The sequence below is a fragment of the Pseudophaeobacter sp. C1-32P7 genome (genome assembly GCF_041008775.1).
GTDB classification, from domain to species: Bacteria; Pseudomonadota; Alphaproteobacteria; order Rhodobacterales; family Rhodobacteraceae; genus Phycobacter; species Phycobacter gallaeciensis_A.
On the sequence record NZ_JAXGFR010000014.1, the window covers coordinates 20,980 to 36,486 of the forward strand.

Here is a 15,507-nt window from a genome sequence, read left to right on the forward strand (position 1 = left end):
ATGAGCGAAGCGAAATCAAGGCGTTACGCGTCGGATCTCATGGCGGGTCAAGTTGCCCTGGTCACGGGGTCCGGATCTGGAATGGGCCGGGCGACGGCGATCGAAATGGCCGCTTGCGGGGCAAGGCTTGCGCTGTTCGCGCGCCGCGAAGAGCCGCTGGAAGAGACCGCCGAAATGATCCGGGCGGCGGGGGGCGAGGCCTTTGTCGTGCCCGGAGACACCCGCGACGAAGACAGTATCGAAGCTGCGATGGGGCGGATCAAGGACCACTATGGGCAGTTGGATGTTTTGGTGAACAATGCCGGCGGCCAGTATATCGCGGCCGCCCGCGATATCACCAACAAGGGCTTCGAAGCCGTGATCCGCAACAACCTGATCGGATCTTGGCAGATGACCCGGGCAGCGGCGGATCACTTCATGTACGACAATGGTGGATCGGTTGTGTTTGTCACCGCCATCTCTGCGCGCACCGCGCTTACCGGCTTTACACACACCGTCGCCGCCCGCGCCGGTGTGACGGGCATGATGAAAACGCTGGCCGCCGAATGGGGCGAGTACGGCATCCGGCTGAACTGTGTCGCGCCGGGCACGATCAAGACCGATGCGCTTGGCCGCTATCCGATTCCGCCGGAACAGTGGAAAAAGCTGAACCGCTCGGTGCTAAACCGGATGGGGGCGGCCGAGGACATCGCAGGCACGATCATTTTCCTGGCCTCGAAACTTGGCGGTTTCATCACCGGAGAAGACATTTATGTAGACGGCGGTGAAACCTTGCATATGGGTCATGACGCGCGGGACATGATCAACCCCGCGATGTTCGAGAAACGCGAACGGGGAGATGGCAAGAATGAATAAACAGCCCGTCCTTCTGGAGATTTCCGACAGGATCGCTACGGTTACGCTGAACGACCCCGAGCGGCGCAACCCGGTCACCGGCAACGACATGATCGCTGCCCTTCTGGAGACCTTCGCCAAGGTGCAGGCCGATCCTCAGGTCAGCGTGATGATCCTGACCGGGGCCGACCCGGCCTTTTGTGCAGGCGGGGACATCAAGGAGATGAACGATCCCGACAGCGTGTTCCGCAAGGAGCCGCTGGCGGCGGCGCAGAGTTATGTTGATGGGGTGCAGCGGCTGCCGCTTGCGCTCTACAACATGGATATTCCGACGATCGCCGCAGTCAACGGCCCGGCGGTGGGCGCGGGGTGCGACCTGACCATGATGTGCGACATGCGCATCGCGTCAGAAAAAGCAAGGTTCGGCGAGGTGTTTCTGAATCTCGGAATCATTCCGGGCGATGCGGGCAGCTGGTTCCTGTTGCGTCGTCTGGGCCACCAGAAGGCCGCCGATCTGACCTTCTCGGGGCGCATGGTCGAGGCCAAGGAAGCGCTGGAGCTTGGTATGGTGCTTGAACTTGTGCCTCATGAAAAATTGATGGAACGGGCCCGTGAACGGGCCGCTGTCATCGCCGCGAAACCGCCGCGCGCGGTGCGGGTCGCCAAGCGTCTGATGCGCAATGCCGAACGGATGGACCTGCCGGATTTCCTGAATTCCGCGGCGGCCTATCAGGCGCTCATGCATCAGACCGAAGACCACCACGAGGCGGTTGCTGCGTTCGTCGAAAAACGAAAACCCAATTTCACGGGGCGTTAAAGGAAAGATCGCATGTCAGACATCACCCAAAAGAAGATGGAGCAAATCGCGCAGATGTGGAATGCGCGCGGCAAGGGTCTGATAACGCATATGGCGCTTGAGATCGAAGAGGTCTCGACGGAAGGTGTTCGGGTTCGGATGCCGTTCAATCCGGACTTTTGCGTCGATGCGGAACAATCGCTGCTCCACGGTGGTATCCTGACGGCACTTCTGGACAGTGTCTTTGGACTGGCGAACTTTGTTGCCATCGAAGGCGTCAGTACCATGGCCACTCTTGACCTCAGAGTTGATTACCTGCGCCCGGCCCGTTCGCGCGCGGATGTCATCGTTCAAGCGCATTGTTTTCGCAAGACCCGCCACATCGCCTTCAATTCCGGCAGCGTCTGGTTCGCGGGCCATGAGGATGCTGAAATAGCTAGGGGAACCGCCTCGTTTGCATTGACGCGCGGCGAAACCAGCCTGTTTGACGCAATGACAAAAGGAAAAACCTCGTGATGGACGTGCAAACTGTCAATGCCAATGTATCCCGGGTGCCGTTCTTCCGATTTCTCAACTTTGAGGTCAGAAGTCTAGACAGTCTCCATGCTGAGGCGGAAATGACCTTTGATGACCGCCATATCGGTAACCCGATCATGGAGTACTACCATGGCGGCATAATCGCGAGTTTTATGGAGGCCACTGCCGCCATCGCGGTACAGCCCGATTTCGCCGACGTTCCGGCCAAGCCGATCAACCTGACCGTCGATTACCTCAGACCCGGTGTGAAGGGACCGCTTTTTGCGCGCGCTAACGTCACGCGCAAAGGCAAGCGGATGGCAAGCGTCAGCGTGCTCAGCTGGCAGACGGATCGGGAAAAGGCGGTTGCCGAAGGGCTGTATCACTTCCTTCTGGTCTGACCGGGGCAACCGCTTTCAGGGCTACCTTGTCCTGTGGACGGGGTCGCTTCCCGGTTACAAATGCCTTCCAATAGCAGATTGATGAGCATGCTGGAGAATTCAGGCAGTGATAGATATCCTTCCACTCCTGCCTTGTTCGGGTCGAACCATTCCACCGTCCAGTTTAAGGCACCCAACATCACTTGGCGCAAGGGGACGATCTTGATATCCGACCGTATGGCACCGTCGTCCTGAGCTTCACGGAGTATCCGATCCCAGAGTTTTCCATACTCATGGCGAATACCCCTGTGCCTCTCCCTGAAATGATTGGGGAGCATTCCATAGCTTCTGATATTCGCTGAGGTGAATTCACTTGCCTTGAAGAGGAAATCCAGGTGCGCCCAGATTGCAGTCGCTATCTTGGCGTGATGATCGTACGGGGCATCGAATTTCCGAACGGCGGCTTCGACACCTGATAGCAAGTCCCTCAGTCCGGCGTTTAGAACTTCGTCAACGATCGCTTCTTTGGAGTTGAAATGGTAATAGACGCTGCCCGCTTTCATGTCCGCTTCTTCCGCGATCTTTCTCAGCGTGGTCGCCTTGTAGCCATTGTCCCTCAGAACGCGCGCTGCGGCCTTTAGAATTTCTGCACGGGTCTTAGCCGCCTTGCTGTCGGGATCCGGGGTTTTGGCGGTAGTGGCGGGGCACAGCTTCAAGCCTTCGGTATCCGCCTTGCGATGTGGACACATTCCGTCAAGTATCAGCTTACTCATTCGTTCCGCGAGTATGCGCACCGGATACGAGTCGACATCGTACCATTCTACGGTCCAGTTCATGGCACTCAGGATGAACTGGCGGATCACAGCAGTGGGTATGTCGCTTCGAAGGTGGTCGGCGCGTTTGGCGTCATTCAGGAATTTGCCCCAGGCACCCGCATATGATGCACGCAATTCGCGATGCGGGGCGCGTGTTTCGTCCGACAACATCGGATAGTTCCGAATATTGGCTGACGTAAAGTCGCTGTCGGTCAATAGGTAGGCAAGGTGTGTTTCAATCAGCAGTCCGAAAGTCTTGCGAAAATCCTCCGAACTTGTCGGTGCCGACCGAACGATTTCACTGACCGCCTGATATAGTTGACGGACGCCAAGATCGAGAACTTCGCTCAGAATCTGGTCCTTGGATTGAAAATGATAATAAATGCTGCCGGCCTCAATGCCAGCTTCCTGCGCGATGTCGCGCATAGTCGTTGCGTGATAGCCTTCATACCGAAAAAGTCGCGCAGCCGCCGAAAGGATACCCTCACGTGTCCTCTCAGACTTGCTCAAGTCTTCGCTCAGTGTCCTGGGGGGGTCAGTCTTGTGTACCATTTCATTTCGATACTTGCGGGACACGAGACTGTCCATTGCATTAAATCTAACAAATGTTAGAATAATCCAAGGAACGTTCCGAATCAAGTTCTTGACAAAGGTTTATCGGAAGAGGAGGACCTCCATGCGAGGGTTGAGTGGAAAACGGGTCATTGTGACCGGCGGTGGAAGCGGCATTGGCCGCGCAGTTTGCGAACGGTTCGGCGAAGAGGGCGCCGAAGTTGCCGTTTTCGATCTGAACAAGGATGGGGCGGAGGAAACTGTCCGACTGATCACCGAGGCTGGCGGGAAGGCGCAGGCCTTCAAGGTAGATATCACCGACCGTAGTCAAGTCGACACGGCGGTGGCCGAGTTCGAATCCGGCGGCCCGATTGATGTGCTGGTGAACAACGCCGGCTGGGACGTCAGCAGAATGTTTCTCGACACCGATGCCGATCTTTGGAAAAAGGTTATCGACATCAATCTTTACGGCCCGCTCAACATGCATCACGCGGTGCTTCCGGGCATGGTCAAGAGCGGCGGCGGTCGCGTGGTTAACATCGCCTCTGACGCTGGTCGTGTCGGGTCATCCGGCGAGGCGGTTTATTCAGCCTGCAAGGGCGGCATCATTTCGTTCACGAAGACCGTGGCGCGCGAGCTGGCGCGCAAAGGTATACAATTGAATGCGGTCGCCCCGGGACCGACCGACACACCTCTGTTCGCTCAATTTGCCGAGGGCGAGGCAGGTCAAAAGATCGCCGAAGGTCTCAAGCGGGCGATTCCGATGAAGCGCCTGGCGCAGCCGACGGATTACCCTGGCATCATCTGCTTCCTGTCGTCGGACGACGCAGGGTTCATTACCGGCCAGGTGATTTCGGTTTCGGGCGGCTTGTCCATGCACGGTTGAAGCCATGACAGCAGCGCCGGACACCAGGCGTTGCTGCCAAACCGTGCCAAAAGAGTTACCTCCCCGACTGGCCGCGCCTTTTGTGCGGCCCTTTTTCATTCTAGAAAGGTTGCGAATGTTTCAGCCAGGCTCTGACATCCAGCGGACAAGCACTCTGACCGCATTTCTGACGGGCTGCGGCATTGACAGTTACGAGGAACTCGTCCGCCGTTCGAATGAAGACCCAGACTGGTTCTGGGGCCGGATCATTGACCATGCCGGGATACGGTTCGCGCGGCCCTACAGCCGGTTGCGAGATATCTCCGAAGGGCCCGAATCGATCCGGTGGGCCGTCGGGAGTACTTTGAATCTGACGGAAACCTGTCTTGACGCCCGAATTGTCGATGGCTTGGGCGACAAGGTCGCAATCGACTGGGTCGGCGAAGACGGAAGCCGCCGCCGCTGGACCTATTCCGACCTTACCGCCGAAGCCTCCCGCGTTGCCTCGGCCCTTGCCACGCGCGGTGTAAGGCCCGGTCAGGCGGTGGGCATCTATATGCCGATGATCCCCGAAATCGAGGCCGCGCTTCTGGGGATTGCCCGGCTGGGCGCGGTTGCGGTGCCGCTGTTTTCCGGTTTTGCGCCTCATGCCATCGTATCGCGCCTGAACGACGCGGATGCCGTGGCGGTGCTGACAGCGGATGCCACACCCCGGCGAGGCAAGCCGGTCTGGATGGAGGCGAGCCTCGCCCAGGCTTTGACCGACGTGCCATCGGTTCATACCGTGATCAGCCTGCGACGGTTCGGCGGTGCGGTAGCCGATCCCGCCCGCGATCTGGACTGGAGCGAAACCGTGGGCCGCGCCAGTCCGGAGCTTGCCGCCGTTCCGGTCAAGGCCGAAGCCACCTTTCTGATCGCCTATACGTCAGGCACCACCGGACGGCCCAAGGGCGTCGTGCATACCCATCTGGGCGTGCAGGCCAAGGCCACGGCCGATTTCCTGCTTTGCCTCGACATGAAACGGGATGACCGGCACCTCTGGATGACCGACATGGGGTGGGTCATGGGACCGCTTACCCTTTTGTCGGTGCTCTTGTCCGGTTCGACTCTGGTGCTGGCCGAGGGCGCACCATCAATGCCCGGCGATCCCTTCAGGCTGTTGCGTCTTGCGTCCGAGATGGAGGTCACGCATCTCGGCGTGGCCCCGACCCTGGTACGGCAGTTCATGACGCAGGATACTGAATCTTTGTCGGGCTACGACTTGTCGTCCCTGCGCATCGTCGCCTCGACCGGCGAGCCCTGGACCGAGGATGCCTGGCTCTGGCAGCTCGATCATATCTGTCGCCGCCGCGCCGTGCCGCTGAACATCTCGGGCGGGACCGAGCTTTTTGGCGCGATCCTGACCTCGACCGTGCTGCACGAGCTCAAGCCCGGCGGATTTTCGGCCCAGGCCCTGGGTGTCGGGGCCAAGGTTCTGCGCCAGGACGGCAGCGAAGCCGCACCGGGCGAGGTCGGCGAACTGGTCGTGACCCAGCCGCCTCTGGGTCTGACCCCGGCCATCTGGGGGGACCGCGATCGCTACCTTGAAACCTACTGGTCCACCTTCCCCGGCCTCTGGCGGCACGGCGACTGGGTGCGCTGCGATCCGGACGGGACATGGTATATCCTGGGCCGGTCGGACGACACGCTGAACATCGCCGGCAAACGCATCGGCCCGCCCGAGATCGAGGCGGCCCTGACCGAAACCGGAGAGGTGGTGGACGCCGCTGCCATCGCGGCACCTGATGACATCAAGGGCGTGGCCGTCGTCTGCGTCTGCGTGGCGGCCCCAAATGTGTCGCCGGACGCGGAGCTCGTGAACCGGCTCAAGGATCGTGTCGGAGAGATCGTCTCGAAGCCCTTCCGCCCGCGCGAGATCCACTTTGTCGAAGCGCTGCCCAAGACCCGCAGCATGAAAACCATGCGCCGTGTCGTGCGTGCCGCCTTTCTCGGTGAAGATCCGGGCGATCTGTCGTCGATCAGCAACCCGGAAACCATTCAGCCCATCGCAGACCTGCAAAAGGAAAAGTCATGATCACTGTTTTCGGAGCCACGGGCACGACTGGCGCGCCCCTCGTCGATACGCTTCTGGCAAAAGGCGCGTCCGTGCGCGCTGTCACCAGCGCCCCCTCCAAGTTAGATGCGCTAAGGGCCAAAGGATGCGAGGCGGTCGCAGCGGATTTCACGGACCCTGCCGCGCTGGCGCGGGCCTGTGACGGGGCAGAAAAGATATACCTGGTCACGCCTGCCCATCTGAACATGCGCCAGTGGAAGGCGAACGTGATCGAGGCGGCCAAGGCCGCGGGCGTGCGCCATATCGTTGTGGCCACGGGGCTTGGCGCGTCGCCCAAGGCGGGGCTGACCTTTGGAAAGTGGCATTCCGAAACCCAGGAGCTGCTGAAGCAAAGCGGCCTTGACTGGACCTTTGTCCAGCCGACCTATTTCATGCAGAACCTGCTGTGGCAGGCCGGCAACATTGCAAAGGACGCCGTGTACTATGACGATCTGGGCGGCCCCGTGGCCTGGATCGACGCCCGCGACATCGCGGATGTCGCCGCCGAGGCGCTGACCGCTCCGGGTTACGAAGGCAAGGCTCTTGGCCTGACCGGGCCCGAAGCTCTTGCAGGGGATGACATCGCGGCCCTTCTGTCCGGGGTGACGGGACGAACAGTGTCGTGCGTGTCCCTGTCGGCCGAAAATGCCAAGGCGGGCATGGTGGCTGGCGGAATGCAGGACGAGGTCGCCAGAGCCATGGTCGAATTGGCTTCCATCGCGCCCAAGGGCTACCTTGCCGGCATCGAGACCACGGTCAGTGATGTGATGGGACGCCCGGCGCGCCGATTTGCCGATTTCGTCGCCGAGAACCGGGATGCTTTCGTCAAGTAACCTGATGGAGCCGCCGCGTTATCTCGAACTGGCTCCGCCTGAGGAAGCGGCCAAACAGATCGACCATTTGTTCGTGTTCCGCGATACCGGTGTGCTGAGCGGTGGTGGACACGGGCGGTTCGCAACCGACCTCTTTACCCTTTCGGTAACGCGCGACGACAGCGGCGGCGGGCGCGTATCGCTGGCAGAACCGCGCCCCTATTTTTCGCCCCGCCCAAGGCCATTCCTGGGTGTCGTGGCCGGGCTGCGACTGTCGTCACGACCGCAGCGATTTCCCGACTCCAAAGGGCTGGACATGCTGGCCTCAGAACTGGCCCGGGTTCAGAACGGGGACGATGACCTGCCTGCGCTCATCGCGGTGCTTGACGGCCTTGCGAGAGACCTGCGCTTTGCCGCACCAACCGGAGCTTACAGCGACCGGACCAAACGTCGAAAGGTGCGGGCGGAAACCGGCGTGTCGCGGCGGCGGCTTGCGACCTTGCGACGCTTTCGCCGGGCTCTCGGGCAGCTTGCGTCAAAGACCCTGCTGCTGAGCGATCTGGCGCTGGACGCCGGATACTACGATCAATCTCACTTGTCCGCCGCTTGCCGGATCTTCGCCGGCAAACCGCCCGGCGCGTTGCGCGCTCTGTCTATTCCGCGTCGTTTTGACCTTTCGCTACAAGATACGCGCCTCAAAGACCGCCTAAGATTGGTCATTGACGAATGAAATCGAAGAGGAAGACCCGCCATGACACAATTCAAACCGAAAAACCCCGACTATGACGCACGCGTGCGCAACAGTTTCGATCGCCAGAAGGTGATGAACACGTTGGGGATCAGCATTGCCGAGTTGTTACCCGGCCGCATCGTTCTGGAAATGGCACATCAGGTTGCACTGACCCAGCAGCATGGGTTTTTGCATGCCGGAATCCTGTCGACAGCGCTGGACAGCGCCTGCGGATACGCGGCCTTTTCGCTGATGCCAGCGGACGCGGCAGTGTTGACGGCCGAATTCAAGATCAACCTACTCAACCCGGCGGACGGCGAACGGTTTCGCTTCGTCGCTGACGTGGTGAAACCAGGCAGGACGCTGACCATATGCGAGGCGCGTGCCTATGCCGTGAAGAGCCAGGATGAAAAGCTCGTCGCAACGATGACCGGAACGCTCATGGCGCTGATCGGGCGGGCGGGGGTCGCGGACTGAGCGCAACCCGGCCGCAGCACATCCGATCCGGGCGGCCGGGCCGATTATTCAGACAGCTGGATCAGCTGTTCCAGCGGCTCGCGACCTCGGCCAACCGTTTCCCGTAGGCGCGCGCGGTATCCAGATCGCCGCCAGCAGGTTCAGACCTGCCAAGCGGTAATGTTAGCCTTTAGCAGTGCGGTCGCCGATTGTCCCTCGTCAGGGTTTTTCGGAGAGCTGAGACTGTATCGTAACGGAGGATCTGGTTCAGTTTCTGTTCAAGTTTATGCGGCAGCGGCCTGATGCTGCAACCGTAATTGGAACGGATGGACGCCCACGGTGCCGATGGGCTGCCGTCACGCCGGAGTTTCCAGTCAGGGCGGAGCTGGCGCACCATTCCGGCCAAGCGCGAGAACTTTCGTGCTGCCTTCGCCGGGTTCGACTTTCGGGGAGTTGCGAACTTTGACGACAACGATATTAAGCGCCTACTTGCCGATGAAGGAATTGTTCGCTATCGAGGCAAGATCGAAGCCGTGATCAACAACGCTCGCCGTACTTTCGAGGTCGTCCAAGAGGAAGGCTCCTTCGCCGCATTCATCTGGCTATATGAACCTGCCAAGGACGACGCACTGCCACAAATGCGGTCCAAATCACCAGCGTCCGAGACCCTGTCCAAAGACCTACGAAAGCTTGGCTTCAAATTCGTGGGGCCGGCCACCGTATATGCATTCATGCAGGCCATGGGATTTATCAACGATCACGCAGAGGTCTGTTGGATGCGAAAGGACGTCGAAACAGCCCGAAACACCCTTCGCACACCGACATAGGCAACTGTCGGCCAATTAACGTGAAAAAAATTCAGGGCCACTTAGCGTGGAAAGTCACAGACAGGTTTCGCGTCAGTCGACCTAGACTTCAGAGCTTTGAGAGTAGCGAGGCCAATTGAGCGGCGTCTTTGGGTTTCAGCTTTGCGCCGATCCTTTCCGACAGAACCCGTTCATAGATCGGCCACATCGCCCTCCTGACAGATTTACCCTTTTCAGAGATAGAAATGTTTTGACCTCGCCCATCTTCCAAGCAGTCCTGTCGGTTCACCAGCCCTGCTTTCACCATACGGTTCAGCAGCCGCGAGGTACCGTATTGGGGTAACAAAATCCGGTCTTTGAGTTCGAATGGCCGGAGTCCGTCCGGGCCAGCCTTCTCGAGTTCGAGAAGCGCGTCATACCATGCAATTGGCGGGTATCCTGCCGATTTCAGAGACGTTTCGACAGCCTCAAGCAAAACGCGGCTTTTAGTCATGAGGGCTGTCCAGGCGGCCTCAGTAGCATGGTCAATCTCGTTCATATCCAGCACCTATCATGTACATGTAAGTGCATCAACCTTGACATCGCATGTGACGCGCTATATATAGATGCAACTGCATCGACATATGGGATCATATCATGTCACAATCGCACCTCACAGAATTTGGGATATTCCTGCTCCGTATAGCACTCGGGATCATGTTCCTGGCGCACAGCCTGTTTCTCAAGCTCTTCATTTTCACACTTCCCGGAACGGCGCAGTTCTTCATTTCGATCGGGCTGCCCGGCTGGTTTGCTTATATGGTCTTTGCAGTCGAGGCGATTGCCGGTGCCCTTTTGGTCCTCGGCGTACAGGCTCGGTGGGTCGCGTCGGCGACCGTGCCCATCCTGGCCGGTGCGACCTGGGCTCACTCCGGAAACGGCTGGATGTTCGGATACGAGAACGGCGGGTGGGAATACCCGGCCTATCTGACGCTGCTTGCCATCGTGCAAGGGCTTCTGGGCGACGGCCGTTTCGCCCTCAGCCCTTCCTTCGCGCCCGGTAACGTGCAGATGGCGGGAGAGACAACATGAGCCTCCACCTCATTAGCCATGCGCTCTGCCCATATGTGCAGCGCGCGGCGATCTCGCTCACTGAGAAAGGTGTCACGTTCGAGAGAACTGACATCGATCTTTCGAACAAGCCCGACTGGTTTCTTGCCATATCTCCGCTGGGCAAGACGCCTGTCCTGGTTGTGGACGGGACGCCGATTTTCGAATCTGCGGTTATCCTCGAATATCTTGAGGATACACAACCCCACGCGCTTCATCCGCACGACGCTCTCGATCGCGCCCGCCACCGTGCCTGGATTGAATTTGGATCTGCTGTCTTGAACGACATTGCGGGGTTCTACTCGGCGCCGAACGAGAAAGCGTTGGAAGAAAAAGTGGCGGCGCTCCGCGCAAAGTTCCTTCGGCTGGACGCGGAGCTTGGGGAGGGACCATGGTTCGATGGCCACCGGTTCAGCCTCGTCGATGTCGTATTCGGCCCGGTCTTCCGCTATTTCGACGTTTTTGACACCATCGGAGAGTTTGGCGTCTTCACAGGGCTTGCCCGTGTAAGGGCCTGGCGACATGAACTGGAGCGTCGGGTTTCTGTGAAGAATGCCGTCAGTGAAGATTACCCGACCCTTCTGCGTGACTTCATCAGACGGCGCAATTCTTACCTGTCCCAGATCATGCAGACAGGAGGGCCGAAGAAGACAGTTACACAGGTGCGATCGGCTGACCGCTGATCACTTGATATCGTTTTGTCGGGCCGCAGTACAGAACCGGACGTTTGAGGTCGCTTGGCGAATGTCCGCTTTGTCCCGCACATCGGATAGTCGCCGACTTTCCCTTGAAGGCCCGCAGCAGCCCCAACCGGCAATTGCCGGCAGTCCATGCCCGTCGGTGCGATGCGCCGGGTTACTGCTGCCCCCACAGCGCAACCGGGAACAAACCACCGATCGCACTGATGAATGGCTCAGGGATCTACGAATCCTCCTGAGCTCAAACACCCGGAAAACCCTAGCCGTGTAGTCCGACAGAGGGCTGCGCTTCAATCGCGGGTCAATCTATCCCAGATGGTGGATCACTTTCAGGGGGTTACTCCAAAGGGCGGGGATAAGAAGCTCGTGGCAACGAGGATAAGAACGCTTTTATCGCTATTGGGGCGAACTGGCGTGGCTGGCTGACGATCGGGTCAGAGCGAAAATTAATCTGCGAGCCGGGCTTCGAGGATATGCCGCTGGATCTTGCCGCTGGTCGATCTGGGAAAATCCTCGAACGCGATGAAGCGAATTTCGCGTGGTCGCTTATAGCCAGCGAGGCTTTCGCGGCACAAGTTCAGCAGCGCCTCGGCATCCGGCCCGTCATCGTCACAGGCGACAAAGGCCACCGGGCTTTCCCCCCATTTCGCGTCGAAGGCCCTTACCACGGCGGCATCGATCACATCGGGATGAGAAAGAAGCACACGTTCGATTTCCGCCGGATAGACGTTTTCACCTCCGGTCTTGATCAGGTATTTCGCCCGATCCACAAAGTCGACGGTGCCGTCCGCATTGCGCCGGAACAGATCGCCCATGTGGAAAAAGCCGTTGCGAAAGTCACGGGCATTGGTGTCGTCGGCGTTCCAGTACCCGGAAAACAGCGTCGGACCCCGAAGCGCCATTTCGCCCGGCGTTCCATCGGGGACTTCGCGGTCGTCGGGATCGACCAGCCGCACCTCGCAAAAGGCGCTGATGCGCTTGGACAGCCGGTCCGGGGTCACACCCGGCGCGATCAGATCGGCGGTTCCCGGCGGCAGGCCGGTTTCGGTCGCCCCGAAGGAATTCAGATAGGGCGTGTCCAGAAGACCGGTCAGTTCCGCGATCTGATGCGGCGGCACCAGATCAGCCATTGCGCCGCAAACCTTGATCCCCTTCAGCGGCAAAGGGTTGGCGTGCCGTTCGTTAATAAAAGCCTCCAGTGCCCCGGGCATCATCACGAACCAGCCGATCCTGTGGCGTGACAGCGCCTCGTTGATGACGGCGGGCTGCAGCCCGTCCACCATCACCACGGTCCCGCCCCGCAGGATCGTTGCCAGCGCATGATCGGTGGAGGCCATGTGGAACATCGGCGCCCAGGCGATGAACCCGTCGCCGGGATCCAGCGCCAGCTGGGCCGCAAAAACCATGGATCGGGCGATATGCGCGCGGTGGCTGATATGCGCCCCCTTGGGCAGGCCCGTGGTCCCCGAGGTATAGAGGATCGTCAGACCGGCCTCGGGGTCGTCAACCATGGTTCCGGTGCGCGGGTCCGGCTCGACCCCGGCAATGGCCGTTTCCAGGTCTGGCCCGACGGTTAGACAGGGTGTCGACGCGACGGCGCGGTAAGCTTCTGAAAGTTCCGGTTCGACAACCGCGAGAACCGGCTCGACCAGATCGATGCAGTGCCGCAGTTCATCGGGGGCAAGCCGCCAGTTCAGACAGGCGACGATCGCGCCGATTCCCGCTGCTGCAAGTTCGACCTCCAGGTATTCTGAGCGGTTATGCGACAGGATCGCGATCCTGTCTCCGGGCGCCACGCCTCGTGCCAGAAATACAGCCGCCAGACGATCGACCCGCTCCAGCAGTTCTGCATAGGTCAGTTTTCTGCTGCCGTCCTCGATGGCGAGGGCGCGGGCGCAGTCATGTGCGCGGGTTCGAAAGATCGAATACAGATCAGCGCGCCCCGCGCGGATGACGTCGGTCAGCATAGTTTCCCCCTTGCCCGAGCCTCGGTTCAGAGATCCTGCGCCAGGCGCACGCCCTCATCAATGGCGCGCAGCGCATCCAGTTCGGCGGCCTCCTTTGCCCCGCCGATCATCGTAACCGGGACGCCGCGCGCTACAACCTCTTTGGCCAGGGCCCGTTCCGGTTCCTGACCGGTGCACAGCACAATTGTATCGGCTGCGATGACCGTCGGGTTTCCGTCCGCGACGATGTGCAGCCCCGCATCGTCGATATGTTCATAGGTCACCCCGCCCATTGCCTCGACCCCATGTTTGCGCAGCGCGTTGCGCAGGATCCACCCTGTCGAAACACCAAGCCCCGCGCCCGGTTTAGCGGTCTTGCGCTGCAGCATGACGACCTTGCGGCGCGACGGCTTCGGTGCCAGAGGGTCGCCCGCCAGGGCACCCGAGGAGACAAACTCGGGGTCCACTCCCCAGGTTTCGCAAAAGACGTCGGAATTCGCGGTCTCGGCGGGTTTGGTCACTAGGAACTCGGCCACATCATGACCGATGCCCCCCGCCCCCATCACCACGACACGGTCGCCCGCCTCGCGGTCACCGGACAGAATTTCGGCGTAGGTCGCGACGCTGGGATGGTCGATACCCGGCAGGTCGGGAATGCGCGGCGTGACCCCGGTGGCGATGACCACATGGTCAAATCCCTCAAGATCGCTCGCCTCTGCCCGCTGTCCCAGACGCTGCGTGACCCCGTGTTTCTGCATCTGACCGGCATAATACCGCAGGGTTTCGTCGAATTCGTCCTTGCCTGGTGCGGCGCGGGCCAGATTCAGCTGACCGCCCAATTTGTCCTGCGCTTCGAACAGGGTGACATCGTGGCCCAGCCGTGCCGCCTCGGCGGCTGTGGCCATGCCCGCGGCACCACCGCCAACGACGGCCACTTTCTTTGGCGTGTCGGTTGGCGTATCCCGGAATTCCGTTTCACGCCCGGCCCTTGGATTGACCAGACATCCGACCGGCCGGTCCGAAAAAATGAAATCCAGGCAGGCCTGGTTGCAGGCAATGCAGGTGTTGATCTCGTCTGCGCGGCCCTCGCGCGTCTTTTTCACGAAATGCGGATCGGCCAGAAACGGGCGCGCCATCGAGATCATGTCCGCATCGCCAGAGGCAAGTATGTCTTCTGCAAGCTGGGGTGTGTTGATCCGGTTCGAGGCGACTACCGGGATCGACACCGCCGCTTTGACGTTGGCTGCCGCCTTGCGCCAGGCACCGCGCGGCACCGGGTAGGCGATCGTCGGCACGCGGGCCTCATGCCAGCCGATGCCGGTGTTCAGGATATCCGCACCCGCAGCCTCGATCTTGCGGGCCAGTGCGGCAATTTCTTCGGCGGGCGCGCCGCCCTCGACCAGATCGGCCGCCGAAATCCGGTAGATGACCAGAAAGTCGGGGCCGCAACGTTCGCGCACCGCGCGCACGATCTCGACCGGGAATCGGTGGCGGTTCGCGGCGCTGCCGCCCCAGTCGTCTTGGCGCTTGTTGGTGTGGGTGACGGTGAATTCGTTGATCAGGTATCCCTCGGACCCCATGATCTCGACGCCATCAAAGCCTGCGGCCAGCGCATTGGCGGCCGCTACGGCAAAATCCTCGATGGTACGGAGAATGTCGGCTTCGGTCATTTCACGCGGGATGAAACGGTTGATCGGGGCGCGGATCGGCGACGGGGCCACACACCCTTCGATCTTGGCATAGCGCCCGGCGTGGAGGAGTTGCGCGCAGACCAGGCTGCCTTCGGCCTGCACCGCCTCGCAGATCGGGCGCAGGTCAAGCGCTTCTTCCGGGTCATCGATTCTCGGACCTTCTGGATCGAATATGCCCTCGGCATTGGGCGAAAACCCGCCGGTGACCAGAATCGCCGCCTCCCCCCGCGCACGCTCGGCGTAAAACGCGATCTGTTTGGCTATGCCGTCAGGCTCGGTTTCCAACCGCGTGTGCATCGACCCCATGATGACACGATTTCGCAATGTATGCTGGCCTGCGCGGATGGGCGAGAGCATGGTTTCAAAGCTTCCATCTGGTCTATTTTTCACTTTGGTTCTCCTCCTCAAAACTGCACTTGATCTACATTC

The 15,507-nt window shown here is 60.3% G+C and carries 16 protein-coding genes; 12 read left to right on the forward strand and 4 right to left on the reverse strand.

Annotated features, from left to right (window positions below):
• Genes SM763_RS17975 through SM763_RS17990 form a run of 4 tightly spaced genes read left to right on the forward strand, consistent with a single transcriptional unit; the run spans window position 1 to window position 2,547 of the window.
• Window positions 1-855 carry an SDR family NAD(P)-dependent oxidoreductase gene (locus SM763_RS17975; protein WP_057796873.1) on the forward strand — a complete coding sequence of 285 codons (855 nt, stop codon included), beginning with the start codon at window positions 1-3 and terminating at the stop codon, window positions 853-855.
• Window positions 848-1,651 (forward strand): enoyl-CoA hydratase-related protein, encoded by an 804-nt coding sequence (locus SM763_RS17980; RefSeq protein ID WP_152467137.1) that lies wholly within the window; start codon window positions 848-850, stop codon window positions 1,649-1,651. Before SM763_RS17975 ends, SM763_RS17980 begins: the two co-directional genes overlap by 8 nt.
• Window positions 1,652-1,663: 12 nt before the next feature.
• Window positions 1,664-2,146 (forward strand): PaaI family thioesterase, encoded by a 483-nt coding sequence (locus tag SM763_RS17985; RefSeq protein WP_027264417.1) that lies wholly within the window; start codon window positions 1,664-1,666, stop codon window positions 2,144-2,146.
• Window positions 2,146-2,547 carry a PaaI family thioesterase gene (locus SM763_RS17990; protein WP_028093915.1) on the forward strand — a complete coding sequence of 134 codons (402 nt, stop codon included), beginning with the start codon at window positions 2,146-2,148 and terminating at the stop codon, window positions 2,545-2,547. Before SM763_RS17985 ends, SM763_RS17990 begins: the two co-directional genes overlap by 1 nt.
• On the opposite strand, the gene SM763_RS17995 is transcribed toward SM763_RS17990, so the two are convergent.
• Window positions 2,529-3,929, reverse strand: coding sequence for a TetR/AcrR family transcriptional regulator (locus tag SM763_RS17995; protein ID WP_368999366.1), 1,401 nt, complete (start codon window positions 3,927-3,929; stop codon window positions 2,529-2,531). The genes SM763_RS17990 and SM763_RS17995 overlap by 19 nt on opposite strands.
• A gap of 88 nt (window positions 3,930-4,017) precedes the next feature.
• On the opposite strand from SM763_RS17995, the gene SM763_RS18000 reads away from it, so the two are divergent.
• The 6 genes from SM763_RS18000 to SM763_RS18025 all read left to right on the forward strand — a co-directional run bounded on the left by SM763_RS18000 (window position 4,018) and on the right by SM763_RS18025 (window position 9,675).
• Window positions 4,018-4,779 carry a glucose 1-dehydrogenase gene (locus tag SM763_RS18000; protein ID WP_152467136.1) on the forward strand — a complete coding sequence of 254 codons (762 nt, stop codon included), beginning with the start codon at window positions 4,018-4,020 and terminating at the stop codon, window positions 4,777-4,779.
• Between the two features lie 115 nt (window positions 4,780-4,894).
• The gene (locus SM763_RS18005; protein ID WP_197918524.1) at window positions 4,895-6,832 is read left to right on the forward strand and encodes an AMP-binding protein; all 1,938 of its coding nucleotides are present in this window, start codon (window positions 4,895-4,897) and stop codon (window positions 6,830-6,832) included.
• A complete protein-coding gene (locus SM763_RS18010; protein ID WP_152467134.1) occupies window positions 6,829-7,683 on the forward strand; it encodes an SDR family oxidoreductase in 855 nt (284 codons plus the stop codon). The genes SM763_RS18005 and SM763_RS18010 overlap by 4 nt, the downstream gene beginning before the upstream one ends.
• On the forward strand, window positions 7,667-8,392 hold the full coding sequence (locus tag SM763_RS18015; protein ID WP_152467133.1) for a helix-turn-helix domain-containing protein: 726 nt from the start codon (window positions 7,667-7,669) through the stop codon (window positions 8,390-8,392). The genes SM763_RS18010 and SM763_RS18015 overlap by 17 nt, the downstream gene beginning before the upstream one ends.
• 21 nt (window positions 8,393-8,413) lie before the next feature.
• Entirely contained in the window at window positions 8,414-8,869 is a 456-nt protein-coding gene (locus SM763_RS18020) for a PaaI family thioesterase (protein WP_152467132.1), read from the forward strand.
• Window positions 8,870-9,174: 305 nt separating this feature from the next.
• The gene (locus SM763_RS18025) at window positions 9,175-9,675 is read left to right on the forward strand and encodes a DNA-3-methyladenine glycosylase I (RefSeq protein WP_136340201.1); all 501 of its coding nucleotides are present in this window, start codon (window positions 9,175-9,177) and stop codon (window positions 9,673-9,675) included.
• 88 nt (window positions 9,676-9,763) lie between these two features.
• On the opposite strand, the gene SM763_RS18030 is transcribed toward SM763_RS18025, so the two are convergent.
• Window positions 9,764-10,192: a MarR family winged helix-turn-helix transcriptional regulator gene (locus tag SM763_RS18030; protein WP_232237122.1), complete on the reverse strand. Its 429-nt coding sequence runs from the start codon at window positions 10,190-10,192 to the stop codon at window positions 9,764-9,766.
• Between the two features lie 98 nt (window positions 10,193-10,290).
• Here SM763_RS18030 and SM763_RS18035 point away from each other — a divergent pair, with 98 nt between their 5' ends.
• Entirely contained in the window at window positions 10,291-10,725 is a 435-nt protein-coding gene (locus SM763_RS18035; protein WP_036051600.1) for a DoxX family protein, read from the forward strand.
• Window positions 10,722-11,426, forward strand: a complete 705-nt coding sequence (locus SM763_RS18040; RefSeq protein WP_043753650.1) for a glutathione S-transferase family protein — start codon at window positions 10,722-10,724, stop codon at window positions 11,424-11,426. The genes SM763_RS18035 and SM763_RS18040 overlap by 4 nt, the downstream gene beginning before the upstream one ends.
• Window positions 11,427-11,887: 461 nt before the next feature.
• Here the strand turns inward: SM763_RS18040 and SM763_RS18045 are convergent, their stop codons facing one another.
• Together SM763_RS18045 and SM763_RS18050 are read right to left on the reverse strand one after the other, a co-directional pair.
• Complete coding sequence (locus tag SM763_RS18045; protein ID WP_152467131.1) at window positions 11,888-13,408, reverse strand: class I adenylate-forming enzyme family protein; 1,521 nt, start codon at window positions 13,406-13,408, stop codon at window positions 11,888-11,890.
• Window positions 13,409-13,434: 26 nt separating this feature from the next.
• Entirely contained in the window at window positions 13,435-15,435 is a 2,001-nt protein-coding gene (locus SM763_RS18050) for an NADPH-dependent 2,4-dienoyl-CoA reductase (RefSeq protein ID WP_152467196.1), read from the reverse strand.
• Between the last annotated feature and the right edge of the window lie 72 nt (window positions 15,436-15,507).